Origin of the sequence: Microbacterium sp. NPDC077644, assembly GCF_040702785.1 — a bacterium.
Taxonomy (GTDB): Bacteria; Actinomycetota; Actinomycetes; order Actinomycetales; family Microbacteriaceae; genus Microbacterium.
The window spans coordinates 880,674-906,262 of sequence record NZ_JBFBME010000001.1 but is presented as its reverse complement, the minus strand read 5'-3'; the positions used below and the strand labels follow the sequence as shown (position 1 = coordinate 906,262).

Here is a 25,589-nt window from a genome sequence, read left to right as displayed (position 1 = left end):
CCTCCCGCTTCGACCCCTGAGCCTGTCGAAGGGTCAGCGACGGGCCGATCAGCCGGCGATCACGCCGGTGCTGAGCAGCACGAGCAGCGTGACGCCGAGCAGGATCCGGTAGATCACGAACGGCAGGAAGCTCCGCTTGGAGATCCAGTTCATGAAGAACGCGATCACGCCCAGTGCCACGACGAACGCGATGCCGGTGGCGGCGATCGTCTCTTCCATCGTGAAGTACTGGTCGGGCGCGTCCCAGCTCTTGAACAGCTGGTAGAAGCCGCTGCCGAACACCGCGGGGATCGCGAGCAGGAACGCGTAGCGCGCTGCCGCAGCCCGCTCGTACCCGAGGAACAGCCCCATCGTGATGGTTCCGCCCGAGCGCGAGACGCCGGGGATCAGCGCGAGCGCCTGTGCGAGGCCGTAAAGGATGCCGTGCGGGTAGGTGATCTGGTCGAGGCGGCGCCGCTTGGCGCCGACGTAGTCGGCGATGCCGAGCAGGATGCCGAAGGCGATGAGCATGATCGCCACGATCCACATCGACCGCAGAACCGTCTCGATCTGGTCCTGGAACAGGAGCCCGAGGAGCACGATCGGAATGCTGCCGATGATGATCAGCCAGCCCATGCGGGCGTCAGGATCGTTGCGCGGCAGTTTGCCGACCAGCGACCGGAACCAGTGCCCGATGATGCGGACGATGTCGCGCCAGAAGAAGACGACGACGGCGGCCTCCGTGCCGATCTGGGTGATCGCGGTGAACGCCGCTCCGGGGTCCTCGCCGGAGCCGGTGAAGGTCCCGACGATGCGCAGGTGGGCGCTGGACGAGATGGGGAGGAACTCGGTCAGTCCCTGGACGATGCCGAGGAACAGCGCTTCGAGCAGATGCATGCGTTGGCCTTCTGGTAGTGCGGGGGCGTCGGGTCTGCGGAGCGCGTCAGTACGTGCGCAGGAGGTCGGTCAGCACCTGCTGACCGAAGACAAGCGATTCTACGGGCACGCGCTCGTCCACGCCGTGGAACATACCCGTGAAGTCCAGATCCGCGGGCAGCCGCAGCGGCGCGAAGCCGTAGCCGGTGATGCCGAGCGTCGTGAGCGCCTTGTTGTCCGTCCCCGCCCCGAGCAGGTACGGGATGACGGGGACGCCGGGGTCGTGACGGCCCAGTGCCCCGACCATCGCGTCGACGAGGGCGCCGGCGAACGGCGTCTCCATGCCGATGTCGCGGACGACGGTCTCGATGACGATGTCGTCGCCGACGATGTGCTGCAGCTCGGCGAGCACGTCGTCCTCCGTTCCGGGTATCACCCGGACGTCGATGAGCGCCTCGGCGCGCTCCGGGATCACGTTGTGCTTGTACCCGGCGGTGAGCACCGTGGGGTTCGTCGTCGTGCGGAACGTCGACCGCAGGAACGCCTCGGCGGGACCGGCGGCGCTCGCAAGCGCGTCGGGGTCGTCGAGCGAACCGCCGGTGAGGTCGGCGAGACCGCGAAGCAGGGCCTCGGTCGTCGGCGTCAGGCGGATCGGCCATCGGGCCGCTCCGATCGCCGCCACGGCTCCGGCGAGCTTCACGATGGCGTTGTTCTCGTGCAGACGGCTGCCGTGCCCTGCGCGGCCCTGTGCGACGAGCCGGATCCAGATGAGCGCCTTCTCCCCCACCTGCAGCAGATACGCCCGGCGGTCGTCGACCGAGATCGAGTATCCACCGACCTCGCTGATCGCCTCGGTGGCGCCCGCGAACCATTCGGGGCGATCCTTCACGACGAGCGCTGAGCCCTCCACGCCGCCGTTCTCCTCGTCGGCGAAGAACGCCAGGACGAGATCGCGCTCCGGCTGTTCCCCTGCGCGCAGGATGTCGGCGACGGAGGTGAGGATCATGGCGTCCATGTTCTTCATGTCCACGGCGCCGCGGCCCCACAGCATCCCGTCGCGGATCTCGCCCGAGAACGGGTCGACGCTCCAGTCCTCCGCCATCGCGGGGACAACGTCGAGGTGACCGTGGACGACGAGCGCGGGCTTGCTCGGATCACGGCCGGGCACGCGCGCCATGACGTTGGTGCGGCGCGGGACCGGCTCGTAATACTCCGGCGTCAGGCCCACGGACTCGAGGTACGCGCCGACGTACTCGGCCGCCTCGCGCTCGCCCGCAGCCCGTCCGCCGCCGAAGTTCGACGTGTCGATGCGGATCAGGTCGCGCGCGATGAGGGCGACCTCCGGATGCTGCGGTTCGGACATGCCTCCAGGCTATCGAAGGCGCATCGGCGCGCCCGGGGCGCGCCCCGGTTCGTCGGCGCTCGGGAAACCTGGTAATGTTTCTCTTCGGTCGGCAACGGCCTTCACCACCTGCGCGGGTGGCGGAATGGTAGACGCGCTAGCTTGAGGTGCTAGTGCCCGAATAGGGCGTGCGGGTTCAAGTCCCGCTCCGCGCACAGACAGAAAAGCCCCCTTCACCGGGGGCTTTTCTCGTATCTGCCGGCAGGGGGGGGTCAGACCGCCCCGACGCCGAACACGAGGCCGAGCACGTAGGTGATCGCGGCGGCGCCGAACCCGATCGCCAGCTGACGCAGCGCCCGGCGCAGCGGCGGACCGCCGGACAGGATGCCGACCATGGCGCCGGTCGCCAGCAGCGCGACACCGACGAGAAGCAGAGCCACGAGGATCGCCGTGAGTCCCTGCAGGCCGAAGATCCATGGCAGCACGGGGATGATCGCACCGGAGGCGAACAGCGCGAAGCTCGACAGGGCGGCGGTCCAGTCGCTGCCCACGATCTCGTGATCGGCACCGAGGTGCGCACGGATCGGTCCGGTCGTCGTGCGGCGCACGCCCTCCTGAGCGGCCGCGATGATCCTGCGGGAGCGGGCGAGGGCTTCGCCCTGATCCATCCCGCGCGCCCGATAGACGAGCGCCAGCTCGTTCTCGTCGATGTCGAGATCACCGGCCGACTGCGCGGCGTCCTCGTTGGCCTCGGTCGAGGCGAGGAGCTCGCGCTGCGATCGCACCGACACGAACTCTCCTGCCCCCATCGACAGGGCGCCGGCCAGCAGGCCCGCGATGCCGCTGAACAGTACGAAGCTCGACGAGACGCCCGTGGCTCCGATGCCGAGCACGAGGGCGAGGTTGCTGACGAGGCCGTCGTTCGCACCGAACACCGCGGCCCGGAACGACCCGGACAGCCGTCGGCGTCCACGAGCGGCGAGACCGCGCACGACCTCGTAGTGGATCTTCTCGTCGGCGCGCATGGCGGGCGTCGCGTAGGTCTCGGTGTCGTAGGGCGAGCGCGCCTCGGCGTTCTGCGCCAGCGCGAGGACGAAGATCGAGCCGAACCGCCCGGCCATCCAGGCCAGCAGTCTCGTCCGCACCCCGGCTCTCGGGAGCCTGGACGGTTCGCCGCCGAGCAGTTCGAGCCAGTGCTGCTCGTGCCGCCGTTCGGCGTCCGCGAGGCTCTGCAGGATCTCCTGCTCCTCCCCCGTCTTGCGGTCGGCGAGCTTCTGGTAGACCAGGCCCTCGGCGCGCTCCTCGACGAGGTAGCGCGTCCAACGGCGTCGATCGGCCTCGGTGGGCTGGGCGCTTGCGGGCGCGCTCATATGTCCTCCAGGTCGAGTGGGAAAGGATGCCATCCGGCACTCTCAACGCTAGCCGCGGGGGGTCGCGCATCATCCCGAAATCCCCGGATTGCCAGCATTTCGGGGTTCCTAACCCTTCGACGGGCTCAGGGACCGATCAGGAGCGGACGCGCTTGCGCAGCAGATCGATGCGCTGCTGCAGTTGGGCGACCGTGGCCTGCGCGACCGCCGGCCCCCCGCACAACCGGCGCAGCTCAGCGTGCACGGCGCCGTGCGGCTCTCCCGCCTGCCGTGCGTACAGACCGACCAGGCTGTTGAGGAGCTGACGCTGCTCCCGGAGGGTCCGGTGCAGCGGCGGAGGCAGTGTCGTCGTCTGCTCCGGACCTTCCGCGGCCTCGCGCGCGGCACGGAGTTTGGACTGCCGAGACTGGCGGTGCATGAGCAGCTCGTGCACGTGCTCGGGCTCGAGGAGGCCGGGGATGCCGATGAACTCCTCCTCTTCGGGCGTGCCCGGTTCTGCGAGCTGCCCGAACTCCTTGCCCTCGAAGACGACCCGGTCGAAATGCGCGAGCGAAGAGATCGCCTGATAGCTGAACTCCTGCGTGAGGGCGTCCGACGCCTCTTCCTCGCGGTTGGCGCTCTCCAGCAGGGAGTCCTCGAGGCCGTCCTCGTCCTTGCTCTGACGATCCAGAGCATGGTCGCGCTGCTTCTCGAGCTCGTTCGCGAGGCCCATGAGCACCGGGACGTTCGGGAGGAACACGCTCGCCGCCTCGCCGCGGCGCCGGGCTCGCACGAATCGGCCGATCGCCTGCGCGAAGAACAGCGGCGTCGAGGATGATGTGGCGTAGACGCCCACTGCGAGGCGCGGAACGTCGACGCCTTCGGACACCATGCGCACGGCGACCATCCACCGTGAGTCGTTCTGACTGAACTTCTCGATGCGCTCAGAGGCTGTCGCGTCGTCGGAGAGCACGATCGTCGGCTGCTGCCCGGTGATGCTGTGCAGGATCTTCGCGTAGGCGCGGGCGACGGTCTGGTCCGTGGCGAGCACCAGCCCGCCGGCGTCCGGCACATGATGGCGGATCTCGGTCAGCCGGCGATCCGCCGCCGAGAGCACGGCCGGCATCCACTCGCCCTCGGGGTCGAGGGCCGTGCGCCAGGCCTGGGATGTGACGTCCTTGGTGTTGTCCTGCCCGAGATTCGCCTCGAGTTCATCTCCCGCGCTGGTGCGCCAGCGCATCTTGCCGGAGTACATGTGGAAGAGCACGGGCCGCACGACGCCGTCGGCGAGGGCCCTGCCGTAGCCGTAGGCGTAGTCGGTGGTCGAGATGCGCGCACCGGACTCATCGGGCGCGTAGGTGACGAACGGGATGGGCGCCGTGTCGCTGCGGAACGGCGTGCCCGACAGCGACAGGCGGCGCTTGGCGGGCCCGTAGGCGTCGCGGATGCCGTCGCCCCAGCTCAGCGCATCCCCGCCGTGGTGCACCTCGTCGAGGATCACGAGCGTGTTCGCGTCCTCGGTGAGATGGCGGTGCACCGACGGCTTGGCCGCGACCTGCGCGTACGTGACGACCACGCCGTGATATTGCCGCGACGGCGCCCAGTGACTGTTCTTGAACCGGGGGTCCAGGCGGATGTGCACGCGCGCCGCGGCGTCGGCCCACTGGGTCTTCAGGTGCTCGGTCGGCGCCACCACGATCACGCGGTTCACCTCGCCCATGCGCAGGAGCTCCACGGCGAGCGTGAGCGCGAAGGTGGTCTTGCCTGCACCCGGGGTCGCGGCGACGAGGAAATCGCGCTGATCCCGCGTGAAATAGAGGTCCAGGGCCTCCCGCTGCCACGCACGGAGCTTGTCCGCCGTCCCCCATGGGGCGCGCTGAGGGAAGGACGGAGAGAGCATCGGATCAAGGGTAATCGCTGTCGCAGACATGGGGCGTACTAGGCTCGATGCCTGTCGAAGGAGCAAGTGATGACAGACCCGGAATCCTCCAGGACACCGTTCGTCGCGAACGACGGGCCGCACCCCTGGCACCGATTCGTGGCCGTGGGCGACTCGTTCACCGAGGGCATCGGCGACCCCGATCCGAATGCGCCGGGCGGCCACCGAGGCTGGGCCGACCGCGTCGCCGAGGTCCTGGCCGCGCAGGTCGACGACTTCGCCTACGCGAACCTCGCCGTTCGAGGGAAGCTGATCGCACAGATCGTCTCCGACCAGATCGAGCCGGCCGTCGCCCTGCGGCCGGACCTCGTCTCGATCTGCGCCGGCGGCAACGACGTCATCCGCCCCGGCACCGACCCCGACGAGATCGCCGCGCAGCTCGACGATGCCGTCTCGCGGCTGGCATCCACCGGAGCTGCGATCATCCTGTTCACCGGCATCGACACCGGCTTCACACCGGTGTTCCGCCCGTTCCGCGGCAAGGTCGCGATCTACAACGAGAACGTCCGCGCGATCGCCGAGCGGCACGATTGCATCGTCGCCGATCAGTGGGCGCTCAAGACCGTGCAGGACGCGCGCTTCTTCGACGACGACCGTCTGCATTTCAACGCGCTCGGCCACCACGAGGTCGCCCGCATGGTGCTGCGCGCCCTCAACGTGCCCAACGACCTGCAGGCCATGCAGCCCGATCCCCTCCCCGTGCGCACGTGGCGCGAGGCGAGGGCGGAGGACCTCGGCTGGGCGCGCGAGCACCTCGTGCCGTGGGTGCTCCGGCGCCTGCGTCACCAGTCGTCCGGCGACGCGATCTCGGCCAAGCGGCCCGAGCCGTCACCGGTGATCCTCGTCGCCGACAACGACTAGCCGGATCAGCGCTCCGGGCGCGTGAGCTCCCAGATCGCGACGGCAGCCGCGGAGGCGACGTTGAGCGAGTCCACGCCGCCGCGCATGGGGATCGTGACCACGACGTCGGCCGCCGCCATCGCCGCCGCGGAGAGTCCGTCGCCCTCGGTGCCGAGCATGAGCGCGACCTTCGCGGGGCGCTGCGCGGCGTAGGCGTCCAGCGGCACGGCGTCGTCGCGCAGCGCCAGCGCGGCGATGTCGAATCCCTGGGCTCGCAGCGCCTCAGCCGGCGACGCACCGGCGGCGAGCCGGGTCCACGGCACCTGGAACACGGTGCCCATGCTCACCTTGACGCTGCGGCGATAGAGCGGGTCGGCGCAGCGTTCGCTGACGATCACGGCATCCGCTCCGAGGCCTGCTGCCGCGCGGAACGCCGCTCCGACGTTGGTGTGCTCGATCAGATCGTCGAGCACGAGCACGAGGCGGGCGTCGCGTAGGACCTCGTCGAGCGGGCGGAGTGCGGGTCGGTGCATCGAGGCCAGCGCCCCGCGATGCACCGCGAAACCGGTGACCTGTTCCGCGACCGCGTCCGGTACGACGTACACGGGCGCATCGAGCTCGGCGAGCGTCTCCTCGAGCCCGGGCACCCAGCGCGCCTGCGTCATGACGGAGCGCGGCGCGTGGCCTGCGGCGACGGCGCGCTCGATGACCTTCGCGGATTCGGCGATGTAGAGGCCGCCCTCGGGCTCCTGGAGGCGGCGCAGCGCCGTGTCGGTGAGACCGCGGTACTCCGCCAGACGCGGGTCTGCGGCGTCGTGGACGTGCTCGATGTGCATCTCCTCACCGTAGACTCGACGAGGAGGTTCCGTGAGCGTGACGATGAGTGCCGAGCTGGCAGACGGCGTCGAACGCTCCGCCGAACTCCTCCGCGGTCGCCGCATCGCCGTCCTCACGGGTGCGGGCATCTCCACCGATTCCGGCATCCCCGCCTACCGCGGTGAGGGCGCGCGCACGCGGGCGGATCCCATGACCGGTCAGCGCTATCTCGCCGACGAGTCCGCACGGCGCAGGTACTGGGTCGGAGGGCACCTCGGCTGGCGGGCGTTCGCGTCCGCACGACCGAACGCCGCGCATCTCGCCCTCGCCCAGATGGAGCGCGACGATGTCGTGTCGGGGATCATCACCCAGAACGTCGACGGCCTGCATCTGCGCGCCGGCAGCTCCCATGTCGTCGAGGTGCACGGCACGATGCGCCGCGTCCTGTGCCTGCGCTGCGGCCAGGTGTTCGATCGCCGCGACATCGCCACGCAGATCGAGGAGCTCAATCCCTGGATCACCGTGCCGGAGAACATCGTCCTCAACCCCGACGGCGACGTCGCACCCGAGAGCAGCGACGGCTTCGTCGTGCCGGCGTGCACGGTCTGCGGCGGGATGCTCAAGCCCGATGTCGTCTTCTTCGGCGAGTTCGTCCCCACCGACCGGTTCCGCGCAGCGGAGTCCCTGCTGCGCGGCAGCGAGGCGCTGATCGTTGCAGGTTCGTCGCTCGTCGTGAACTCGGGCGTGCGGCTCGTCGAGCGCGCCCGTCGCCGCGGCATCCCCCTCATCATCGTCAACCGCGAGCCCACGCGCGCCGACCAGTGGGCGCACGTCGTCCTCGCCGGCGGTACCGGTGACGTGATCCCCAAGCTGCAGGAGCTGCTCCAGTGACCCTCATCACACTCGTCCGCCACGGACAGACCGACTGGAATCTCGCCCGTCGCATCCAGGGCTCCACCGACATCGCACTGAACGAGACCGGGCGGGCGGATGCCGCCGCGGCCGCCGACGCGCTCGGCGCGACCGAGCATCATGCGATCTACGCGAGTCCGCTCGTCCGTGCGCAGGAGACCGCGCGCATCATCGCCGCCCGCCTCGGCCTCGCCGAACCCCGGCTGTCGCACGACATGCGGGAGCGCGAGTTCGGCGAGGGCGAGGGCATGCTGGTCGACGAGTACCTCGAGCGCTTCGAGAACTGGCAGGCCGCACCGTCCGGTGCCGAGACGCTCGGCGTCGTCCGCGACCGGGCGCTGGGAGCACTCGACATCATCGCCCGAGCATCGCGGCGCCGTTCGGCACCGCTGGCGGAGTCCGTGATCGTCGTCACGCACGGCGGAGTGATCCGGTCGCTGCTGCATCACGCCTCGGGTGGCACGCTCCCGCGCGAGGGCGAGATCCTCCGCAACGGCTCCCTGCACCGCTTCGCGGCGGCACCGGGCCTGCTTCGCCTCCTGGAGCCGGTGACCGTCTAGACCCCGCGCCCGGCGACCGACCGTGCGTGCCGCAGCAGCGGCTCGTCGATCATGCGTCCCCGGAACCGGAAGACGCCCCGCTCCCCCTCGGCGGCCGCCAGGACGTCGCGGGCCCATGCCAGCGTTTCCGCATCCGGGGCATACGCCGCCCTGATCGTCGCGACCTGGCCGGGATGGATGCATGCCGTCGCCCGGAACCCGGATGCCGCAGCATCCGCCGCCTCGGCGGCCAAGCCGTCGACGTCCTCGATGTCGATGTGCACGGCGTCGATCGCCGACTTGCCGTGCGCGCCGGCCTCCATCAGCACGCGGGATCGGGCGTAGCGGGCGGCATCCCGGTAGCGGCCGTCGGAAAGGCGGCTCGAGGTGCCGCCGAGGGAGGCGATGAGGTCTTCTGCGCCCCACATGAGCGCGACCACCCGGTCGTGCGCAGCGATCGCCGCTGCCGCGCTGACGCCCCTGGCCGTCTCGCAGAGCGCGATGAGCGAGAACGATGCGTCGAAGGCGTCCAGGGCGGACGGATCCTCCGTCTTGGCGACCATCACCGTGCGGAACGGCGACCTTGCGAGCATGGCGAGGTCGTCCGCGAACTCCGGGGTGTCAGGGGCGTTGACGCGCACGATCACCCGGGCGGGGTCGAGGTCGGATGCCGCGACATGGTCCCGCGCAACCCCCTTCGCGTCCGGCGCGACGGCGTCTTCGAGATCGAGGATGACGGCATCCGCTCGCGCCGCGGCCTTCCGGAAGCGTTCGGGACGGTCGCCAGGGCAGAACAGCAGTGCGGGGCCGAGCTCGAACATCTCAGTCCGCCTCGGGTGCGCAATGGACGAGGACGGTGCGGACGGCCGTGGCGACGACCACACCCTCCTGATTGCGACCGGTGTGCGCAATCGTGCAGACGCCCTGACCCTGGCGCGAGTTCGAGCGGCGCTTGTCCGTGATGACGCTCTCGGTGTACAGCGTGTCGCCCGCGAACAGCGGATGCGGGAAGCCGACCTCCCCCAATCCGAGCTGCGCGACCAGGGTGCCCTGCGTGAGCTGGGCGACGGATGCACCGACCATGGTCGACAGCGTCCACATCGAGTTCATGAGCCGCTGACCGAACTCCTGCTGCTCCGCGAAGGCGGTGTCCAGATGCAGCGCCTGGGTGTTCATGGTCAGCGTCGTGAACAGCACGTTGTCGGCTTCGGTGGCCGTCCGGCCCGGCCGGTGGAGATAGCGCGCCCCGACCTCGAACTCCTCGAAGTACAGGCCGCGCTGGAGGATGTCTCTTTCACCCGTGTCGGTCACATGAGCCCCAATCCGCGCGCGATCACCAGCAGCTGCACCTCGGTCGTCCCCTCCCCGATCTCGAGGATCTTCGAGTCACGATAGTGCCGGCCGACCGAGAACTCGTTCATGAACCCGTTGCCGCCGAAGATCTGGGTCGCATCCCGGGCGTTGTCCATCGCGGCATCCCCCGCCGTGAGCTTCGCGATCGCCGCAGCCTCCGCGAACGGCTCGCCGGCATCGCGGAGCCGGGCCGCGTGGTGCCAGGCGAGGCGGGCGGTGTGCACGCGGGCGCGCATGCGGGCGAGCGTGAACTGCGCGTTCTGCCGCGTGCTGAGCGCGGTCCCGAACACCGTGCGGCTCTTGGCGTACTCGACGGCCGCCTCCAGACATCCTTCCGCGGCACCGGTGGACAGTGCGGCGATCGCGATGCGGCCCTCGTCGAGGATGCTGAGGAAGTTCTTGAATCCCGATCCGCGCTCGCCGACGAGGTTCTCCGCCGGAACTCGGACGCCGTCGAACGTCAACGGATGCGTGTCGGAGGCGTGCCAGCCGACCTTGTCGTAGGCGGGTTCGACCGTGAATCCCGGCGTCCCGTTGGGCACCATGATCGTCGAGATCTCCTTGCGCCCGTCGGCGCTGCCGGTCACCGCCGTGACCGTGACGAAACGCGTGATGGGGGTGCCCGAGTTGGTGATGAACTGCTTCGAGCCGTCGATCACCCACTCGTCGCCGTCCAGGCGGGCGGTCGTGCGGGTCGCGCCGGCGTCGCTGCCCGCCTCCGGTTCGGTGAGACCGAAGCCGGCGAGAGCCCGGCCGGCGAGCAGATCGGGCAGATGCTCGCTGCGCTGCCCATCGTTCCCGAACCGGAAGATCGGCATGGCGCCGAGGCTGACCCCGGCCTCCAGGGTGATGGCGATCGACTGGTCGACGCGTCCGAGCGCCTCGATCGCGAGGCACAGCGCCATGTAGTCGCCGCCCTGTCCGCCGACGTCCTCGGGGAACGGCAGCCCGAACAGCCCCAGATCACCCATCTGGGCGACCACGTCCATCGACAGGGTGTGCGTGCGGTCGGCCTCGTACGCCTGCGGCGCGACGACGGTGTCGGCGAACTCGCGCACCATGGCGCTGAGTTCGAGCTCCTCCTCGGTGAGGTCGATGGTCATGCTGCTCCTTCAGATGATTCGGGTTCAGATGCTTCGGGATCATGTGCGGTGACGGTGGCGACGACCTGGTCGCGGCGCGCCTGGTGGCCGACGGCGACGGCCAGGTGCACCGTGCCGTCGTGCGGTGCGAGCACGGGATGCTCCATCTTCATCGCCTCGATCGAGACCAACGGCTGGCCCGCCGCGACGGTCTGGCCGTCCTCGACGTGCACGGCGACGACGTTGCCGGGCATCGGAGCGCGGGCGTCAGGATGGGTCGCTGCGGCGGCGGACTCTCGTGCGGACAGGCGGTGCAGCATCCGCGCTCGGCGGTCGAGCGGACGCAGTCGCACCGAGCGCCCTGCCTCGCTCACCCAGACGGCGCCGTCGGCATCGAGCGCGGTGGGGAGGGAAGCCGCTGCCTCCGCGTCCGCCGCATCCGCGACGTCACCCGCATCCGCGACGTCCCCCGCGTCCGTGAGGAACGCCACGTCCCGCGCCCCCGCGTCCGTCAGCGCCGCCCACACGGCTCCCGCTCGGCCGCCGCGAGAATGCCCCTGCGCCTCGGGAATGCTATCGGCAGCGCCATTCTCGTCGTGCAGAGCAATACTCGCGGCCGCCAGCATGCCCGCCGAGGGCGCGGCGGACGACACGGGCAGCAGCGTCTCGATGAGCGCGGTGTCGAGGTCGCCGGAGACCACGCGCTCGTTCGTCACGAGTGCGCGCAGGAAGGCGATGTTCGTCTCCACGCCGAGGATCACGGTCTCGGACAGCGCGGCATCGAGCTGCGCCAGCGCGGATGCACGATCGGCTCCGTGCGCGATGACCTTGGCGATCATCGGGTCGTAGAAGCCGGTGACCTCGCTGCCCGTCTCGATGGCGGCATCCACACGCACGTCGGAGGGCGCGTCGAAGCGCAGGATGCTCCCCGCCTGTGGCAGGAACCCCCGCTCGGGGGACTCTGCGTAGATGCGCGCCTCGACGGCGTGCCCGGTCACGGGCGGTGCGGACGGCACCCGCTCCCCCGCTGCGACCGCGAGCTGCAGCGCGACGAGATCGAGCCCGGTGACCTCCTCGGTGACCGGATGCTCCACCTGCAGTCGCGTGTTCATCTCGATGAAGAAGAACTCGTCCGGAGCATCCGCGTCGACGAGGAACTCGACGGTTCCGGCGCCGACGTACGATACGCTCTCAGCGGCACGGACCGCCGCGTCGAAGAGCCGCTCGCGCACCTCGCCTGAGAGTCCGGCCGAGGGCGCCTCCTCGATGACCTTCTGGTGCCGTCGCTGCAGCGTGCACTCGCGCTCGCCGAGGGCGATGACCGTGCCGTGCGCGTCGCCGAACACCTGCACCTCGATGTGACGGGGGCGGGCGATCAGCCGCTCGAGCAGCAGCGAGTCGTCCGCGAACGCCGCCTTCGCGACGCGCCGTGCCGTGCCGAGAGCGGCATCCAGGTGGGTCTCGTCGACGACGACCTCCATGCCCTTTCCGCCGCCGCCGGCGCTGGGCTTGACGAGCAGCGGGTAGCCGACCTGGGCGGCGCGCAGCGCGATCTGGTCGTCGGAGAGTCCCGTCGCGTCGAACCCCGGCACGACCGGCACGCCGCGAGCGGCGACCTGTTCGCGAGCCGTGACCTTGTCGCCCATGATCTCGAGCGCCGTGGTCGACGGGCCGATGAACACGATCCCGGCCTCGGCGCAGGCCTGAGCCAGTGCCACGCTCTCGGAGAGGAACCCGTACCCGGGATGGAGTGCCTGTGCCCCGCTCTCGCGCGCGGCCCGCAGGACGGCGTCCACGTCGAGGTAGGATTCGGCGGCCGGCGCCGGCCCGAGCCGCACCGCGGTGTCCGCCTCGCGCACGTGCGGGGCGTCCGCATCGGCGTCGCTGTACACGGCGACGCTGCGCAGGCCGCGCGAGCGGAGCGTGCGGATGATGCGCCGGGCGATCTCGCCGCGGTTGGCGACGAGGACGGTCTCGAACCCGTCGACCGCAGAGCTTGTCGAAGCGTCAGGGACCGGGTGGACCGGCGGGACGCCTGTTTCAGAATTCATGAGGATCACATCCGGAAGACGCCGAAGCGCGGTTCGGGCAGCGGGGTGCGTGCGATGACGTCGAGCGCGAGGCCGAGGCGATCACGCGTCTGATCGGGATCGATGATGCCGTCGTCCCAAAGGCGGGCCGTGGCGTAGTACGGCTCGCCCTGCGTCTCGTACTGGGCGCGGATCGGCTCTTCGAAGGCGGAGCGCTCGTCCTGCGCCCACGACTCGCCACGCGCGGCGAGCTGGTCCTCCTTGACCGTCGCGAGCACGGATGCGGCCTGGTTCCCGCCCATGACCGAGATGCGGCTGGCGGGCCAGGTCCACAGGAACCGCGGCGAGTACGCGCGCCCGCACATCGAGTAGTTGCCCGCACCGAACGACCCGCCGATGATCACGGTCAGCTTCGGCACGCGCGTGGTCGCGACAGCCGTCACCATCTTGGCTCCATCCTTCGCGATGCCCCCGGCCTCGGCGTCGGAGCCGACCATGAAGCCGGTGATGTTCTGGAGGAACAGCAGCGGGATGCCGCGCTGATCGCACAGCTCGATGAAGTGCGCGCCCTTGAGCGCGGACTCGCTGAAGAGGACGCCGTTGTTCGCGACGATGCCGATCGGATGCCCGTGCAGCCGGGCGAATCCGGTCACGAGACTCGTGCCGTACTCGGACTTGAACTCGCGGAAGGAGTCGCCGTCCACGAGACGCGCGATCACCTCGTGCACGTCATAGGCCGCGTTCACGTCGACCGGTACGACCTCGTACAGGCTCGATGTCTCATCGGGTGCCCTGGACGCCGTGACCTCCCACGCCGGTTCGGCCGGAGCCGGGAGCGTCCGGACGATGTCGCGCAGGATCTCGAGCGCGTGCTCGTCGTCCTCGGCGAGGTGGTCGACGACGCCCGAGCGCCGGGCGTGCAGCTCTCCCCCGCCCAGCTCCTCGGCGGTGACGATCTCGCCGATCGCCGCCTTCACGAGCGGCGGACCGCCGAGGAAGATCGTCCCCTGGTTCCGGACGATCACCGTCTCATCGCTCATCGCCGGCACGTAGGCGCCGCCGGCGGTGCACGATCCGAGCACGGCGGCCAGTTGAGGGATCCCCTCAGCGCTCATCCGCGCCTGGTTGAAGAAGATCCGGCCGAAGTGGTCGCGATCGGGGAACACCTCGTCCTGCTTGGGCAGGAAGGCCCCACCGGAGTCCACGAGATACAGGCAGGGAAGCCGGTTCTCCCGCGCGATCTCCTGAGCGCGCAGGTGCTTCTTGACGGTCATCGGCAGGTAGGTGCCGCCCTTGACCGTGGCGTCGTTGCAGATCACCATGACGTGGCGTCCGTGCACGAGGCCGATCCCGGCGATCACGCCGGCGCCGGGCACCTCGCCGCCGTACAGGCCGTCGGCTGCGAGCGGGGCGACCTCGAGGAACGGGCTGCCCTCGTCGAGCAGTCGCGAAACCCGGTCCCGGGGCAGCAGCTTGCCGCGCGCCACGTGACGCTCCCGCGACGCCTCCGGTCCCCCGGCCGCCGCGGCGCTCAACCTGTCGCGCAGCTCGGCGGCGAGCGACTCCTGTGTCACGGGCATCCTGGCGTCCTCCTCGACTCACGTGGCGGCTCGTCACACAGTGGCGTACGGCACACGTTTTCGGTTAGTGTTCACTAACCCGATGATTTAGGTTAGCGAGCGTTAACTGAAATGACAACCCCCCTCACGGCACGGGACCGCGCCAAGGCCGAGCGCGCGGACGCGCTCCTGACCGAGGCCGCGCGGCTGTTCGCGGCACGCGGGTACTCCGGGGTGAGCCTCGAGGACATCGGCACGGCCGTCGGCGTATCGGGTCCGGCCGTGTACCGCCATTTCGCCGGCAAGCAGGCGCTCCTCGGCGCCGTGCTCGTCAAGGTCAGCGAGGACCTCGTCAGCGGCGGGACCCGCGTCTTCTCGGAGGCGGCGACCACGGATGACCGCATCCGCGCGCTGATCGACTTCCACGTCGACTTCGCACTGGGCAATGCCGACGTCATCCGCGTGCACGATCGTGATCTCGCCCATCTGTCGGACGAGGATCGCGCAGAGGTCCGGCGACTGCAGCGCGAGTACATCGATCTCTGGATCGCGGCGCTCACGCCGGTGCACGACGCGCCCGCCGACGAACTGCGGCTGCGCGTGCAGGCGTGCTTCGGACTCATCAACTCGACACCGCACAGCACGCGTGCGGCATCCCGGTCGAAGAGGTCGACCGCGGCGCTCCTGTCGTCGATGGCGCTGGCTGCACTCGTCGCCTGACGCGGCTGCGCCGGACGTCAGGCGACGAGCACGACGTCACCCCAGCAGCATCGCGCGTCCCGGCTCCTCGAGGATGTCGGCGACATCCTTGATGAACCGAGCACCCTCGGCACCGTCGACGATGCGGTGATCGAACGACAGGCTCAGCGTCATCACCTGACGCAGTGCGATCTCGCCTCGGTGCTCCCACGGCATCCGGCGCACCGCACCGACGGCGAGGATCCCGGACTGGCCGGGCGGGAGGATCGGTGTGCCGGCGTCGATTCCGAACACGCCGATGTTCGTGATCGAGAACGTGCCGCCAGCGAGGTCCGCGGGCGAAGTCTTGCCCGACCGCGCCGTCTGCGTGAGCACCGCGATCGCATCCGCCAGCTGCGGGAGCGTCATCCGCTCCGCATCGCGGATGTTCGGGACGATGAGCCCGCGCTCGGTCGCCGCCGCGATCCCGAGGTCGACGTAGTGGGGCTGGACGATCTCGCCCGCCTCCGCGTCCCACCGCGAGTTCAGACCGGGTGTGCGGCCGAGCGCCAGGCACACGGCCTTGGCGACGACGACCAGCGGCCCGATCCGGTGTTCGGACAGCGAGCGGTCGGTCTTGAGACTCGCGATGAGATCCATCGTGGCCGTCACATCGACGGTGTGGAAGGTGGTGACGTGCGGTGCGGTGAAAGCGCTCTGCACCATCGCCGCGGCTGTGTGCTTGCGCACCCCGCGGATCGGGATGCGCGTCTCGCGCTCCTTCGCGTCGCCGAACACGGAGGGGACCACCGGGGCAACAGCAGGGGTCTCCGTGCCTACGCCGACTCGATCGGCGTACGCGTCGATGTCGTCACGGGTGATCACCCGATCGCCGACCTCTGCGGCGACGAGGACCATGTCGACGCCGAGGCGCTTGGCGTATGCGCGGACGGGAGGAGTGGAGCGCGGGCGCTCCCCCTCCCGGACGGATGCCGGAGCCTCGGGAAGCACGTCGTGGGGCGCCGCTTCGAGCACGGCCGTGTCGGCCACCGGCGCCGCGACTCCGGCACGCCGTGCGCGTCGGGCGGGGCGCGCCTTGCTCGACGGAGCAGCGCCGTAGCCGACGAGGTTCGGCGGGGTCTTCTCCTCCGCGGCCTCCGCCTCCGTCGCGTCCGCTGCGGCCTCGGCCGTCGGTGCGGGTCCTGCCGGCTCGTCCCCCGCGACGTCGAACGCGATGAGCGGAGCGCCGACGTCGACCGTCTCGCCCGCCTCCGCGTGCAGCGTCCTGACGGTTCCGTCGTACGGCGACGGCAGCTCGACGACGGCCTTCGCCGTCTCGACCTCGGCCAGGGTCTGGTTGAGGGTGACGGTGTCGCCGGGTGCGACGAGCCACTGGACGATCTCGGCGTCGGCGAGCCCCTCGCCGAGGTCGGGAAGGCGGAACTCCTGGATCATGACTCGGCTCCCGTCAGGCTGTTCGGCCGGTCGAGGACGCGATCGACGGCGTCCAGGATCCGGTCGAGGTCGGGCAGGTGGAACTTCTCGAGCTTCGCCGGCGGATAGGGCACGTCGTGCCCGGTGACGCGCACGGGCGCCGCCTCGAGATACTCGAAGCACCGCTCGGTGATGCTCGCGATGACCTCGGCGGCCACGCCGGCTTCGCGGGAGGCCTCATGCGCGACGACGACGCGTCCGGTGCGGCGAACGGATGCCGCGACCGTGTCGTAGTCGACCGGCGAGATCGAGCGCAGGTCGATCACCTCGAGCGAGAGGCCCTCGTCCTCGGCTGCGGATGCGGCATCCAGAGCTGTGGTGAGCATCGCGCCGTACGTGATGATCGTCGCATCCGTCCCCTCGCGGACCACGCGCGCCAGACCCATCGGCGGCGCGTCGGCGAGCGAGGCGTCCAGGTCCACCTCGCCCTTGTGGTGGTAGAGCCGCTTCGGCTCGAAGAAGATCACGGGATCGTCCGAGGCGATCGCCTGACGCAGGCAGCGGTAGGCGTCCTCGGGGTTCGAGACGGCGATGACGCGCAGACCAGACGTGTGCACGAAGTAGGCCTCCGGCGACTCCGAGTGGTGCTCGGCCGCGCCGATGCCGCCCGCCCACGGGATGCGGATCGTGATCGGCATCTTCACCCGGCCCTGCGTGCGGTAGTGGAGCTTCGCCACCTGCGAGACGATCTGGTCGAACGCCGGGTACACGAAGCCGTCGAACTGGATCTCCACGACCGGGCGGTAGCCGCGGTAGGCGAGGCCGACGGCGGTACCGACGATGCCCGACTCCGCCAGCGGCGTGTCGATGACGCGGGCCGCACCGAACTCGTCGAGCAGACCGTCGGTGATGCGGAAGACGCCGCCGAGCTTGCCGATGTCCTCGCCCATGATGACGACCTTGTCGTCGTCCTGCATGGCCTTGCGCAGGCCGGCGTTCAGCGCCTTGCCGAGAGTGAGCTGCGTCATCTCAGGCCTCCTCGAACGTCGAGAGGTACGCGGCGTACTCGTCGCGCTGACGGTCGAGGCCGCAGTGCGGCTCGGCGTACACGTTGTCGAACACGGCCAGCGGCTCGCGGGTGACCATGCCGAGGCATTCGGCGCGCATCTCGCGAGCGAGCTTGTCCGCATCGGCGTGCGCTGCGGCGATCTGCTCGTCGTCGATCTCTCCGAGTCCGCGCAGGAACGCCTCGACGCGGGCGATCGGGTCACGGGTCTTCCAGGACTCGAGCTCGGCCGGGTCGCGGTATCGGGTGGGGTCGTCCGAGGTGGTGTGCGGTCCCATCCGGTAGGTGACGGCCTCGATGAAGGCCGGTCCCTTGCCGGAACGCGCGTGGTCGAGCGCCCAGCGCATCGCCGCCATGCACGCGAGGACGTCATTGCCGTCCACGCGCATGCTCGGGATACCGAAGCCGGGCGCACGGCCGGAGATCGGATACTGCGACTGCAGCGCGACCGGCTCGGAGATCGCCCAGTGGTTGTTCTGGCAGACGAAGACGACCGGAGCCTGGTACGACGCGGCGAAGACCATAGCCTCGTTCACGTCGCCCTGGCTGGTGGCACCGTCGCCGAAGTACGTGACGGCGACCTCGGGGGCCTTCTCGTGCTTGATGCCCATGGCGTAGCCGACCGCGTGGAGCGACTGGGCGCCGATGATGATCTGCAGCGGGGCGACGCGCATCTGCATGGGGTCGTACGGCGCACCCTCCTCGCCTCGCCAGACGCGCACGAAGTCGCCGGGTTGCGCACCGCGCGCGTAGATGACGCCGGTCTCGCGGTAGCTGGGGAACACGAAGTCGATCGGGTCGATGGCACGCGCCGTGCCGATCTGCGAGGCCTCCTGGCCGTTGCAGGGCGCCCAGAGGCCCAGCTGGCCCTGACGCTGGAGGGCGACGCCCTCGGCGTCGATGCGCCGGAGGATCACCATGTCGCGGTGCAGCGAACGCAGCTGCGCCGCGTCGACGTCGGCGACGAACGGGTCGAGTCCGGGATTGCTGAGACGTGTCCCGTCGGGCGCGAGCAACCGCTCGGCGAGTTCGAGATCCTGCGCTGTGTCTGCGATCGGAGTGGTCTGCGGTGACATCGTCGTCCTCCTGTCGTGTGTGTCCCTTGTGGGGGCGTGCACGCCGTGCACCGACGTCTTCATCGGTTGATTCGAGGGTACGTCCGTTGGTCAGCACGCTCAAGCATTCGGGATGCGCTTGAGCATGTTGCGTAGTTCGGTGATGGTGAACCTGCTACTGTTTGGCACTATGTCCGCTCTCGATCGCGTAGACCTCGAACTGCTGAGTGCCCTCTCCGAAGACCCGCGCACGACCGTCGTCGCCCTCGCCGAACGGCTCGGCCTGTCGCGCAACACGATCCAGGCGCGAATGGCGCGGCTGGACCAGAGCGGGGTCTTCCTGTCGTACGAGCGGGCCTTCTCCCCCGAGGTCCTCGGCTTCCCGCTGCAGGCCTTCATCAGCATCGGTCTCCGTCAGACCGAGCTGCCGCGCATCACCGCAGAGCTCGCCCGCATCCCCGAGGTCCTGCAGGTGCACGGCCTCAGCGGATCCATCGACCTGCTCGCGCGTGTCGCCTGCCGAGACGCCAGGCACCTGTTCGACACGGATGCGCGCATCCTGTCGATCGAGGGAGTGGAGCGGACGGAGACCTCGCTGGCGATGGGCGAGGTGATCCCCTATCGGGTCGCCGGCCTCATCGGCCTCGCTCGACGGGAACCCTGAGGAATCGCCGGATCGCCCCCGCCGCCTCGGCCGGAGTCTCGTAGTGGATGAGGTGGCCGACATCGGCGATCTCGACGAGTTCGGCATCAGGGAACAGCGTCGCCAGGTGGCGCTCGGCCTCGATGGGCGTGATGTCGTCCTGCTGAGCGGCGATCAGGAGCGTCGGCGCACCGATGCGCGGCGCGAAGGCGCGCACATCGTGCGAGACGCTCGCGACGAACGCGTCGCGCAGCACGTCGCGGTCGGCGAAGTCGGAGAAGTACGTGTCGTGCTGATCATGGATGAAGCGGCGCAGGGCCGGATCCTGTGTCTTCGCCATCGCGATGCTCATCCCCCGGACGATGAGCCCGTTGCGCAGCAGCGCGGTTCCGAACGCCGGAGGAAGCTTCGCACCGAGGCCGTAGTACAGCACCGCGAGCTTGGTCAGGACGCCCTTCGGCCCCTCGAGCGCCGGAGCACCGATGGGGTTGATGAGGATCAGTCGCGGCGTCTCGAGCCCGTCGGCGACGGCGGCCGAGGCGACGATGGAACCGAATGAGTGCCCGAGGACCACCGCCCCGGGGGCGACGGCCGCTGCGAATTCGCGCAGCCATTGCGCGTACTCGTCGAGATCGTGAGTCCGGCCGGGCAGAGGCGCGCTCTCACCGAAGCCGGGAAGATCCGGTGCGATCACCCGGAGCTCGGGCAGGAAGGCGAGCACGGGCTCGAGACCGTGGTGCTCGCCGCGGAACCCGTGCACGGCGATGACCGTCGTCGGCTGCCCTTCGTTCGACGATTCCTCGGGCGGCCCGTAGACCCAGTACGCGGTGCGCCCGCCGCGCACATCTACCTCGCGCCGCTCGATCGGGATGCGGCCGAGGCGATCGGCGTAGGGCGAATGCGCGGGCATGGATCCAGTCTACGGGCGCGCCTGACCGGCGATGTCGGAGGCCGTCCCTAGCGTTGTCCGGGACGGAGGAGGATCCATGGCACCCGATCTCGAACTACCGGCATGGCTCGGACGCGTCGGCGTCTTCGACCTCGAGACCACAGGCGTCGATGTCGGAGCCGATCGGATCGTGACGGCCCACGTGGGCGTCCTCGACGCGAAGGGCCGCGAGATCGCAGCCCGATCCTGGCTGGCTGACCCCGGCATCCCGATCCCCGACGGCGCGGCGGCCGTCCACGGAATCACGACCAGGCACGCGCGGGCCGAAGGGCGCCCGGCGCGTGACGTCGTCGCCGAGGTCGCCGGGTCGTTGCGCTCGCTGTTCGCGCAGGGTCTGCCGGTGGTGGCCTACAACGCGTCCTACGACTTCTCTCTGCTGGCGCATGAATGCGCACGTCACGGCGTGCCCGTCCTCGAGAACCCGGGACCGGTCATCGATCCGCTCGTGATCGACAAGGCCGTGGATCGCTACCGCAGAGGCAAGCGCACGCTCGAGGTGGTCGCCGAGCACTACGGCGTGGTCCTCGACGGCGCGCACGAGGCCTCGGCCGATGCCATCGCGGCCGGTCGGGTCGCGCAGGCGATCGCACGCAGCTTCCCGCTCGCAGCGTCGGCGAGCGAACTGCACACCCAGCAGATCGGCTGGGCACGCTCTCAGGCCGAGAGCCTGACCGAGTACTTCATCCGCATCGGCCGGCTCGAGCCGGAGGACGCGCTCGACGGCGCCTGGCCCGTGCACGAGGCCTAGCCACGGTCTCCCGAACGCGAAGAAGGCCCCGCCGGAGCGGAGCCTTCTTCGAAGAATCGGAAGCTTACTTGCTGCTGCCGCCGAAACCCTTGAAGCGCTGGTTGAACTTCTCGACACGACCGGCCGAGTCCATGATGCGCTGCTTGCCCGTGTAGAACGGGTGCGAGGCCGAGGAGATCTCGACGTCGATCACCGGGTACTCGACGCCGTCGAGTTCGATGGTCTTGTCGCTGGTGACCGTGGAGCGGGTCAGGAAGGTCTCGCCCGAGCCGAGGTCGCGGAACACGACGTCCTTGTAGTCGGGGTGAATGTCAGTCTTCATGGGATTCCTTATATGGTGCCCTGGATTGTGCCAGGATCGAGGGAAGTCTGCGGCGCGAATGCACCAAGGATCGAGTTTAGCAGATCGTCAGCTCACGCCGTCGCACGGGCGGCGTAGCGGCCGTCTTCCGCCGACAGGGTGATCGGCATTCCGAATGCCTCGCTGAGCGCATCCGCCGTCAGCGTCTGTTCGATCGGGCCCGCCGCGACGACACCGCCCTCGCGCAGGAGCATGACATGCGTGAACCCGACGGGGATCTCCTCGACGTGGTGGGTGACCATCACCATGGCCGGGGTGGTCGGCGACGACGCGTACCCGCTGAGGAGCCCGAGCAGCTCCTCGCGCGCGCCGAGATCGAGGGACGCCGTCGGTTCGTCGAGGAGGAGCAGCTCGGGGTCGGTCATGACCGCCCTGGCGATCTGCACTCGCTTCTGCTCGCCGTCGCTCAGCGTCCCGAAGGTGCGGTCGGCGAGGTGATCGAGCTTCCACTCTCCCAGCACCCGCAGCGCGCGACGCTCGTCGATGTTCTCGTACACCTCGTTCCAGCGACCCGTGACCGAGTACGCGGCGGTGAGGACGACGTTGAGCACGGTCTCCTCGCGCGGGATGCGCCGGGCCATGGCCGTCGAGGCGAAGCCGATGCGGGGCCGGATCTCGAACACGTCCGTCCGCCCGAGCGTCTCGCCGAGGATCGTCACCGTTCCGGAGGTCGGGTGCATGAGCGTGTCGGCGAGCTGGAGCAGCGTGGTCTTGCCCGCACCGTTGGGCCCCAGCACCACCCATCGCTGATCGTCGGCGACCTGCCAGGTCACGCGATCGACGATGTTGCGCCCGTCACGGCGCACGACGACATCGGTGAAATCAAGAGCGCTCGGCATGCGTCCAGCCTATCGGCTCAGGTGGTCAGCTCCGCGTAGAGGGCGCGCGTGGTGTCGGCGATCGCGGACCAGCTGAACTCCCGTGCGGCCCGTTCGCGGCCGGCGCGTCCATAGGCCGCTGCCGTCTCGGTGTCCGAGACGACTTCCGTGAGCACGCGGGCAAGGTCCGCGACGAACCGCTCGGGATCGACCGGAGTCCCCGTGCCGTCGTCCGCCTGCTCGATCGGCACCAGGCGACCCGTGACGCCGTCGTCGACGACCTCCGGAATGCCTCCCGTCGCCGTGCCGACCACGGCCGCACCGCACGCCATGGCCTCGAGGTTGACGATGCCGAGCGGTTCGTACACGGACGGGCAGACGAACGTCGTCGCGGCCGCGAGGATCGCGCTCAGTTCATCGCGGGGCAGCATCCGCTCGATCCAGATGACGCCTTCGCGGGTGGCCTGGAGCCGGCGCACGCCCTCCTGCACCTCCGCCATGATCTCGGGAGTGTCCGGCGCGCCGGCGCACAGGATCACCTGCACGTCCGGCGGCAGCAGCCGGGCGGCCCGGAGCAGATACGGGAGCCCCTTCTGGCGCGTGATGCGACCGACGAAGACGACCGACGGACGCGATGGGTCCATGCCGATCCCGGCGAGGAACGAATCGTCCTGCACCGGACGCCAGCGCTCGACGTCGATGCCGTTGTGGATCACGCGCACTCGCGCCGGGTCGACCTGCGGGTAGCTGCGGAGGATGTCGGCGCGCATGCCGGCGGAGACCGCGATGATGGCGGCCGCGTTCTCGTAGGCGAGCCGCTCGATCCCGCCGGACACGGCGTAGCCGCCGCCGAGCTGCTCCGCTTTCCATGGACGCAGCGGCTCGAGGCTGTGCGCGGTCAGGACATGCGGGATGCCGTGCAGCTGCGAGGCGAGGTGCCCGGCGAAGTTGGCGTACCACGTATGGCTGTGCACGACGTCGGCGCCGGCCACATCGGCGACCATCACGAGGTCGGTCCCGAGCGTCTGCAGAGCCGCGTTGGCTCCGGCCAGTTCAGCCGGCGTCCGGTACGAGTGCGTGCCCGTCTCGGACCGCTCTGCGCCGAACGCGCGCACCTGCACGTCGACCGATCCGCGCAGCGCCGCGACGAGTTCTGCGACGTGGACACCCGCCCCGCCGTAGATCTCCGGCGGGTACTCCTTGGTGATCATGTCGATGCGCATGCTTGAACGCTAGTACAGCGGTGCGTTCGGGTTCTATGGTGGAGCCATGGCAGCCCCAAAGAAGGTTTTCGGCATCATCCTCGCGGGCGGCGAGGGCAAGCGTCTCATGCCTCTGACCGCGGACAGGGCGAAGCCTGCGGTGCCGTTCGGCGGGCAGTACCGGCTCATCGATTTCGCCATCTCGAACCTCATCAATTCGGGCCTCCGGCAGATCGTCGTCCTCACTCAGTACAAGTCCCACAGCCTTGATCGGCACATCACGCAGACGTGGCGCATGTCGTCCCTGCTCGACTCGTACATCACCTCGGTGCCGGCGCAGCAGCGTCTGGGCAAACGCTGGTTCTCCGGCTCGGCCGACGCCATCCTGCAGAGCCTGAACCTCATCAACGACGAGAAGCCCGACATCGTCGTCGTCATCGGCGCCGACCACGTGTACCGGATGGACTTCCAGCAGATGGTCGACGCTCATATCGCCTCCGGCGCGCGAGCGACGGTCGCCGGCATCCGCCAGCCGCTGGCTCTGGCGAACCAGTTCGGCGTGATCGATGCCGACCCGGATGGATCGGGGCGGATCCGCGCGTTCCTCGAGAAGCCTGCGGATGCCACGGGGCTTTCCGACTCGCCGCATGAGGTGCTCGCATCCATGGGCAATTACATCTTCGACGCCGACGCGCTCATCGAGGCCGTCGAGGCCGACGGCGAGGTGGCCGCATCGAGCCACGACATGGGCGGCGACATCATCCCCTACTTCGTCGAACGCGGCGAAGCGGCGTACTACGACATGAAGCAGAACAACGTGCCGGGCTCGTCGCCGCGCGACCGCGCCTATTGGCGGGATGTCGGGACGATCGACTCGTTCTTCGACGCTCACATGGACCTCATCGCGACGCTGCCGGTGTTCAACCTGTACAACACGCTGTGGCCGATCCGCACGCAGAGCGTGAACGCGCCACCCGCGAAGTTCGTGCGAGACGCCGTCGGACGCATCGGCAACGCCATCGACTCGATCGTCTCACCGGGTTCGGTGCTGTCGGGGACGCACCTCGAGCACAGCGTCATCGGACCGGGCACCCTCGCGGCAGGGGGTTCGACCATCACAGACTCGGTGCTCTTCGACGGCGTCGTGATCGGTCAGGGCGCCCGCGTGCACCGCGCCGTCCTCGACAAGAACGTCGTGATGCTCGACGGGGCGACGGTCGGCGTGGATCGGGAGCGCGATCTCGAACGCGGCTTCACGGTGACCGAGTCCGGCATCACGGTCGTCGGCAAGGGCGAGTTGATCGAACGCTGAGCGGCTCGCGCTCGCGCTACGCTCGATCGTGTGACTGCCGCGCGATTCCTCGTCGTCCTCGACGCCGACTCCACCCTCATCCAGGACGAGGTCATCGAGCTCCTCGCCGATGAAGCCGGGCGCCGCGCAGAGGTGCAGGCCGCCACCGAGGCCGCCATGCGCGGCGATGTCGACTTCGCGACCAGCCTCCGCTCCCGCGTACAGGCGCTGGCCGGCGTCGGGACGGACGCCTTCGAGCGGGTCAGGGCACGTGTCCGGCCGACGCCGGGCGTGCGCGAACTGACAGCTGCCGTCCACGAGCGCGGCGGGGTCGTCGGCGTCGTGTCCGGCGGATTCCATGAGATCCTCGACGGCATCGCGCCCGATCTGGGCGTCGACCGCTGGCGGGCGAACCGCCTCGCCGTGATCGACGGCGTGCTGACCGGTCACGTCGAGGGCACCATCGTCGACGCCGCCGCCAAGGCCGAATCCCTTCGCGAATGGGCAGGCGAGCTCGACGTGCCGCCCGAAGCCACCATCGCGATCGGAGACGGTGCGAACGACCTCGAGATGATGTCGGCCGCGGGCCTCGGCATCGCGTTCAACGCCAAGCCTGCTGTCCGAGCGTCGGCGAACCTCGTGGTCGGTCCGCAGGATCTGCGCGAGATCATCCCGCTCCTGCCCTGATCAGGCCGACCCGCCGGGGCCGCTGGCCGATGTCGGGGGGG

At 69.6% G+C, this 25,589-nt stretch carries 25 protein-coding genes and 1 tRNA gene; 9 read left to right on the top strand and 17 right to left on the bottom strand.

Features of this window, described 5'->3' with window-relative positions; genetic code table 11:
• Positions 1-48: 48 nt before the first annotated feature.
• Both AB0269_RS04370 and AB0269_RS04365 read right to left on the bottom strand, forming a co-directional pair.
• Positions 49-876 (bottom strand): undecaprenyl-diphosphate phosphatase, encoded by an 828-nt coding sequence (locus AB0269_RS04370; RefSeq protein ID WP_366210030.1) that lies wholly within the window; start codon positions 874-876, stop codon positions 49-51.
• A gap of 46 nt (positions 877-922) precedes the next feature.
• A complete protein-coding gene (locus AB0269_RS04365; RefSeq protein ID WP_366210029.1) occupies positions 923-2,218 on the bottom strand; it encodes a M20/M25/M40 family metallo-hydrolase in 1,296 nt (431 codons plus the stop codon).
• A gap of 110 nt (positions 2,219-2,328) precedes the next feature.
• Here AB0269_RS04365 and AB0269_RS04360 point away from each other — a divergent pair.
• Positions 2,329-2,412, top strand: a tRNA-Leu gene (locus tag AB0269_RS04360).
• 57 nt (positions 2,413-2,469) lie between these two features.
• Here the strand turns inward: AB0269_RS04360 and AB0269_RS04355 are convergent.
• Both AB0269_RS04355 and AB0269_RS04350 read right to left on the bottom strand, forming a co-directional pair.
• On the bottom strand, positions 2,470-3,567 hold the full coding sequence (locus AB0269_RS04355; protein WP_366210028.1) for a VIT1/CCC1 family protein: 1,098 nt from the start codon (positions 3,565-3,567) through the stop codon (positions 2,470-2,472).
• Between the two features lie 136 nt (positions 3,568-3,703).
• Entirely contained in the window at positions 3,704-5,446 is a 1,743-nt protein-coding gene (locus AB0269_RS04350) for a DEAD/DEAH box helicase (protein WP_366210027.1), read from the bottom strand.
• Positions 5,447-5,515: 69 nt separating this feature from the next.
• On the opposite strand from AB0269_RS04350, the gene AB0269_RS04345 reads away from it, so the two are divergent.
• Entirely contained in the window at positions 5,516-6,346 is an 831-nt protein-coding gene (locus AB0269_RS04345; protein WP_366210026.1) for an SGNH/GDSL hydrolase family protein, read from the top strand.
• A 5-nt stretch (positions 6,347-6,351) separates the two neighbouring features.
• On the opposite strand, the gene AB0269_RS04340 is transcribed toward AB0269_RS04345, so the two are convergent.
• Positions 6,352-7,161 (bottom strand): RNA methyltransferase, encoded by an 810-nt coding sequence (locus AB0269_RS04340; RefSeq protein ID WP_366210025.1) that lies wholly within the window; start codon positions 7,159-7,161, stop codon positions 6,352-6,354.
• 43 nt (positions 7,162-7,204) lie between these two features.
• Here AB0269_RS04340 and AB0269_RS04335 point away from each other — a divergent pair, with 43 nt between their 5' ends.
• Both AB0269_RS04335 and AB0269_RS04330 read left to right on the top strand, forming a co-directional pair.
• Positions 7,205-8,032, top strand: coding sequence for a Sir2 family NAD-dependent protein deacetylase (locus AB0269_RS04335; protein WP_366210498.1), 828 nt, complete (start codon positions 7,205-7,207; stop codon positions 8,030-8,032).
• Complete coding sequence (locus tag AB0269_RS04330) at positions 8,029-8,613, top strand: histidine phosphatase family protein (protein ID WP_366210024.1); 585 nt, start codon at positions 8,029-8,031, stop codon at positions 8,611-8,613. Before AB0269_RS04335 ends, AB0269_RS04330 begins: the two co-directional genes overlap by 4 nt.
• On the opposite strand, the gene AB0269_RS04325 is transcribed toward AB0269_RS04330, so the two are convergent.
• From AB0269_RS04325 to AB0269_RS04305, 5 genes are read right to left on the bottom strand one after another with little or no spacing between them, the layout of a single operon-like run.
• Complete coding sequence (locus tag AB0269_RS04325; RefSeq protein ID WP_366210023.1) at positions 8,610-9,413, bottom strand: CoA ester lyase; 804 nt, start codon at positions 9,411-9,413, stop codon at positions 8,610-8,612. The genes AB0269_RS04330 and AB0269_RS04325 overlap by 4 nt on opposite strands.
• Before the next feature lies 1 nt (position 9,414).
• Entirely contained in the window at positions 9,415-9,903 is a 489-nt protein-coding gene (locus AB0269_RS04320) for a MaoC family dehydratase (RefSeq protein ID WP_366210022.1), read from the bottom strand.
• Positions 9,900-11,048 (bottom strand): acyl-CoA dehydrogenase family protein, encoded by a 1,149-nt coding sequence (locus tag AB0269_RS04315; protein ID WP_366210021.1) that lies wholly within the window; start codon positions 11,046-11,048, stop codon positions 9,900-9,902. The genes AB0269_RS04320 and AB0269_RS04315 overlap by 4 nt, the downstream gene beginning before the upstream one ends.
• Positions 11,045-13,078, bottom strand: coding sequence for a biotin carboxylase N-terminal domain-containing protein (locus AB0269_RS04310; protein WP_366210020.1), 2,034 nt, complete (start codon positions 13,076-13,078; stop codon positions 11,045-11,047). Before AB0269_RS04310 ends, AB0269_RS04315 begins: the two co-directional genes overlap by 4 nt.
• Positions 13,079-13,083: 5 nt before the next feature.
• Positions 13,084-14,637 carry a carboxyl transferase domain-containing protein gene (locus AB0269_RS04305; RefSeq protein ID WP_366210019.1) on the bottom strand — a complete coding sequence of 518 codons (1,554 nt, stop codon included), beginning with the start codon at positions 14,635-14,637 and terminating at the stop codon, positions 13,084-13,086.
• 111 nt (positions 14,638-14,748) lie between these two features.
• Here AB0269_RS04305 and AB0269_RS04300 point away from each other — a divergent pair, with 111 nt between their 5' ends.
• The gene (locus tag AB0269_RS04300) at positions 14,749-15,336 is read left to right on the top strand and encodes a TetR/AcrR family transcriptional regulator (RefSeq protein WP_366210018.1); all 588 of its coding nucleotides are present in this window, start codon (positions 14,749-14,751) and stop codon (positions 15,334-15,336) included.
• Positions 15,337-15,372: 36 nt separating this feature from the next.
• Here the strand turns inward: AB0269_RS04300 and AB0269_RS04295 are convergent, their stop codons facing one another.
• The 3 genes from AB0269_RS04295 to pdhA are packed head-to-tail and all read right to left on the bottom strand — an operon-like array spanning position 15,373 to position 18,870.
• On the bottom strand, positions 15,373-16,749 hold the full coding sequence (locus AB0269_RS04295) for a dihydrolipoamide acetyltransferase family protein (protein WP_366210017.1): 1,377 nt from the start codon (positions 16,747-16,749) through the stop codon (positions 15,373-15,375).
• The gene (locus AB0269_RS04290; RefSeq protein ID WP_366210016.1) at positions 16,746-17,756 is read right to left on the bottom strand and encodes an alpha-ketoacid dehydrogenase subunit beta; all 1,011 of its coding nucleotides are present in this window, start codon (positions 17,754-17,756) and stop codon (positions 16,746-16,748) included. The genes AB0269_RS04295 and AB0269_RS04290 overlap by 4 nt, the downstream gene beginning before the upstream one ends.
• 1 nt (position 17,757) lies before the next feature.
• The gene (gene pdhA / locus AB0269_RS04285) at positions 17,758-18,870 is read right to left on the bottom strand and encodes a pyruvate dehydrogenase (acetyl-transferring) E1 component subunit alpha (protein WP_366210015.1); all 1,113 of its coding nucleotides are present in this window, start codon (positions 18,868-18,870) and stop codon (positions 17,758-17,760) included.
• 169 nt (positions 18,871-19,039) lie between these two features.
• Between pdhA and AB0269_RS04280 the strand changes: the two genes are divergently transcribed.
• A complete protein-coding gene (locus AB0269_RS04280) occupies positions 19,040-19,513 on the top strand; it encodes an Lrp/AsnC family transcriptional regulator (RefSeq protein ID WP_366210014.1) in 474 nt (157 codons plus the stop codon).
• Here the strand turns inward: AB0269_RS04280 and AB0269_RS04275 are convergent.
• Positions 19,485-20,402 carry an alpha/beta hydrolase gene (locus AB0269_RS04275; RefSeq protein ID WP_366210013.1) on the bottom strand — a complete coding sequence of 306 codons (918 nt, stop codon included), beginning with the start codon at positions 20,400-20,402 and terminating at the stop codon, positions 19,485-19,487. The two genes, AB0269_RS04280 and AB0269_RS04275, sit on opposite strands and share 29 nt — an antisense overlap.
• Positions 20,403-20,478: 76 nt before the next feature.
• Between AB0269_RS04275 and AB0269_RS04270 the strand changes: the two genes are divergently transcribed.
• Positions 20,479-21,189: a 3'-5' exonuclease gene (locus AB0269_RS04270; RefSeq protein ID WP_366210012.1), complete on the top strand. Its 711-nt coding sequence runs from the start codon at positions 20,479-20,481 to the stop codon at positions 21,187-21,189.
• A gap of 64 nt (positions 21,190-21,253) precedes the next feature.
• On the opposite strand, the gene AB0269_RS04265 is transcribed toward AB0269_RS04270, so the two are convergent.
• From AB0269_RS04265 to glgA, 3 genes are all read right to left on the bottom strand, one after another.
• The gene (locus tag AB0269_RS04265; protein ID WP_366210010.1) at positions 21,254-21,511 is read right to left on the bottom strand and encodes a type B 50S ribosomal protein L31; all 258 of its coding nucleotides are present in this window, start codon (positions 21,509-21,511) and stop codon (positions 21,254-21,256) included.
• A gap of 92 nt (positions 21,512-21,603) precedes the next feature.
• Complete coding sequence (locus tag AB0269_RS04260; RefSeq protein WP_366210008.1) at positions 21,604-22,389, bottom strand: ABC transporter ATP-binding protein; 786 nt, start codon at positions 22,387-22,389, stop codon at positions 21,604-21,606.
• Between the two features lie 17 nt (positions 22,390-22,406).
• Positions 22,407-23,591, bottom strand: a complete 1,185-nt coding sequence (gene glgA / locus AB0269_RS04255) for a glycogen synthase (protein WP_366210007.1) — start codon at positions 23,589-23,591, stop codon at positions 22,407-22,409.
• 46 nt (positions 23,592-23,637) lie between these two features.
• On the opposite strand from glgA, the gene AB0269_RS04250 reads away from it, so the two are divergent.
• Positions 23,638-24,882, top strand: coding sequence for a glucose-1-phosphate adenylyltransferase (locus tag AB0269_RS04250; protein ID WP_366210006.1), 1,245 nt, complete (start codon positions 23,638-23,640; stop codon positions 24,880-24,882).
• A 30-nt stretch (positions 24,883-24,912) separates the two neighbouring features.
• Positions 24,913-25,548 (top strand): phosphoserine phosphatase SerB, encoded by a 636-nt coding sequence (gene serB / locus AB0269_RS04245; protein WP_366210005.1) that lies wholly within the window; start codon positions 24,913-24,915, stop codon positions 25,546-25,548.
• Positions 25,549-25,589 lie beyond the last annotated feature (41 nt).

Excerpts from the sequence above, each read along its gene's own strand:
- AB0269_RS04340 (WP_366210025.1), bottom strand. The coding sequence starts at position 7,161 with ATGCACATCGAGCACGTCCACGACGCCGCAGACCCGCGTCTGGCGGAG.
- AB0269_RS04250 (WP_366210006.1), top strand. The coding sequence starts at position 23,638 with ATGGCAGCCCCAAAGAAGGTTTTCGGCATCATCCTCGCGGGCGGCGAG.
- AB0269_RS04315 (WP_366210021.1), bottom strand. The coding sequence starts at position 11,048 with ATGACCATCGACCTCACCGAGGAGGAGCTCGAACTCAGCGCCATGGTG.
- AB0269_RS04295 (WP_366210017.1), bottom strand. The coding sequence starts at position 16,749 with ATGATCCAGGAGTTCCGCCTTCCCGACCTCGGCGAGGGGCTCGCCGAC.
- AB0269_RS04300 (WP_366210018.1), top strand. The coding sequence starts at position 14,749 with ATGACAACCCCCCTCACGGCACGGGACCGCGCCAAGGCCGAGCGCGCG.
- AB0269_RS04270 (WP_366210012.1), top strand. The coding sequence starts at position 20,479 with ATGGCACCCGATCTCGAACTACCGGCATGGCTCGGACGCGTCGGCGTC.
- AB0269_RS04365 (WP_366210029.1), bottom strand. The coding sequence starts at position 2,218 with ATGTCCGAACCGCAGCATCCGGAGGTCGCCCTCATCGCGCGCGACCTG.
- AB0269_RS04345 (WP_366210026.1), top strand. The coding sequence starts at position 5,516 with ATGACAGACCCGGAATCCTCCAGGACACCGTTCGTCGCGAACGACGGG.
- pdhA (WP_366210015.1), bottom strand. The coding sequence starts at position 18,870 with ATGTCACCGCAGACCACTCCGATCGCAGACACAGCGCAGGATCTCGAA.
- AB0269_RS04275 (WP_366210013.1), bottom strand. The coding sequence starts at position 20,402 with ATGCCCGCGCATTCGCCCTACGCCGATCGCCTCGGCCGCATCCCGATC.
- AB0269_RS04265 (WP_366210010.1), bottom strand. The coding sequence starts at position 21,511 with ATGAAGACTGACATTCACCCCGACTACAAGGACGTCGTGTTCCGCGAC.
- AB0269_RS04335 (WP_366210498.1), top strand. The coding sequence starts at position 7,205 with ATGAGTGCCGAGCTGGCAGACGGCGTCGAACGCTCCGCCGAACTCCTC.
- AB0269_RS04290 (WP_366210016.1), bottom strand. The coding sequence starts at position 17,756 with ATGACGCAGCTCACTCTCGGCAAGGCGCTGAACGCCGGCCTGCGCAAG.
- AB0269_RS04370 (WP_366210030.1), bottom strand. The coding sequence starts at position 876 with ATGCATCTGCTCGAAGCGCTGTTCCTCGGCATCGTCCAGGGACTGACC.
- AB0269_RS04260 (WP_366210008.1), bottom strand. The coding sequence starts at position 22,389 with ATGCCGAGCGCTCTTGATTTCACCGATGTCGTCGTGCGCCGTGACGGG.
- AB0269_RS04280 (WP_366210014.1), top strand. The coding sequence starts at position 19,040 with ATGTCCGCTCTCGATCGCGTAGACCTCGAACTGCTGAGTGCCCTCTCC.
- AB0269_RS04355 (WP_366210028.1), bottom strand. The coding sequence starts at position 3,567 with ATGAGCGCGCCCGCAAGCGCCCAGCCCACCGAGGCCGATCGACGCCGT.
- AB0269_RS04350 (WP_366210027.1), bottom strand. The coding sequence starts at position 5,446 with ATGCTCTCTCCGTCCTTCCCTCAGCGCGCCCCATGGGGGACGGCGGAC.
- AB0269_RS04325 (WP_366210023.1), bottom strand. The coding sequence starts at position 9,413 with ATGTTCGAGCTCGGCCCCGCACTGCTGTTCTGCCCTGGCGACCGTCCC.
- glgA (WP_366210007.1), bottom strand. The coding sequence starts at position 23,591 with ATGCGCATCGACATGATCACCAAGGAGTACCCGCCGGAGATCTACGGC.
- AB0269_RS04305 (WP_366210019.1), bottom strand. The coding sequence starts at position 14,637 with ATGCCCGTGACACAGGAGTCGCTCGCCGCCGAGCTGCGCGACAGGTTG.
- AB0269_RS04310 (WP_366210020.1), bottom strand. The coding sequence starts at position 13,078 with ATGAATTCTGAAACAGGCGTCCCGCCGGTCCACCCGGTCCCTGACGCT.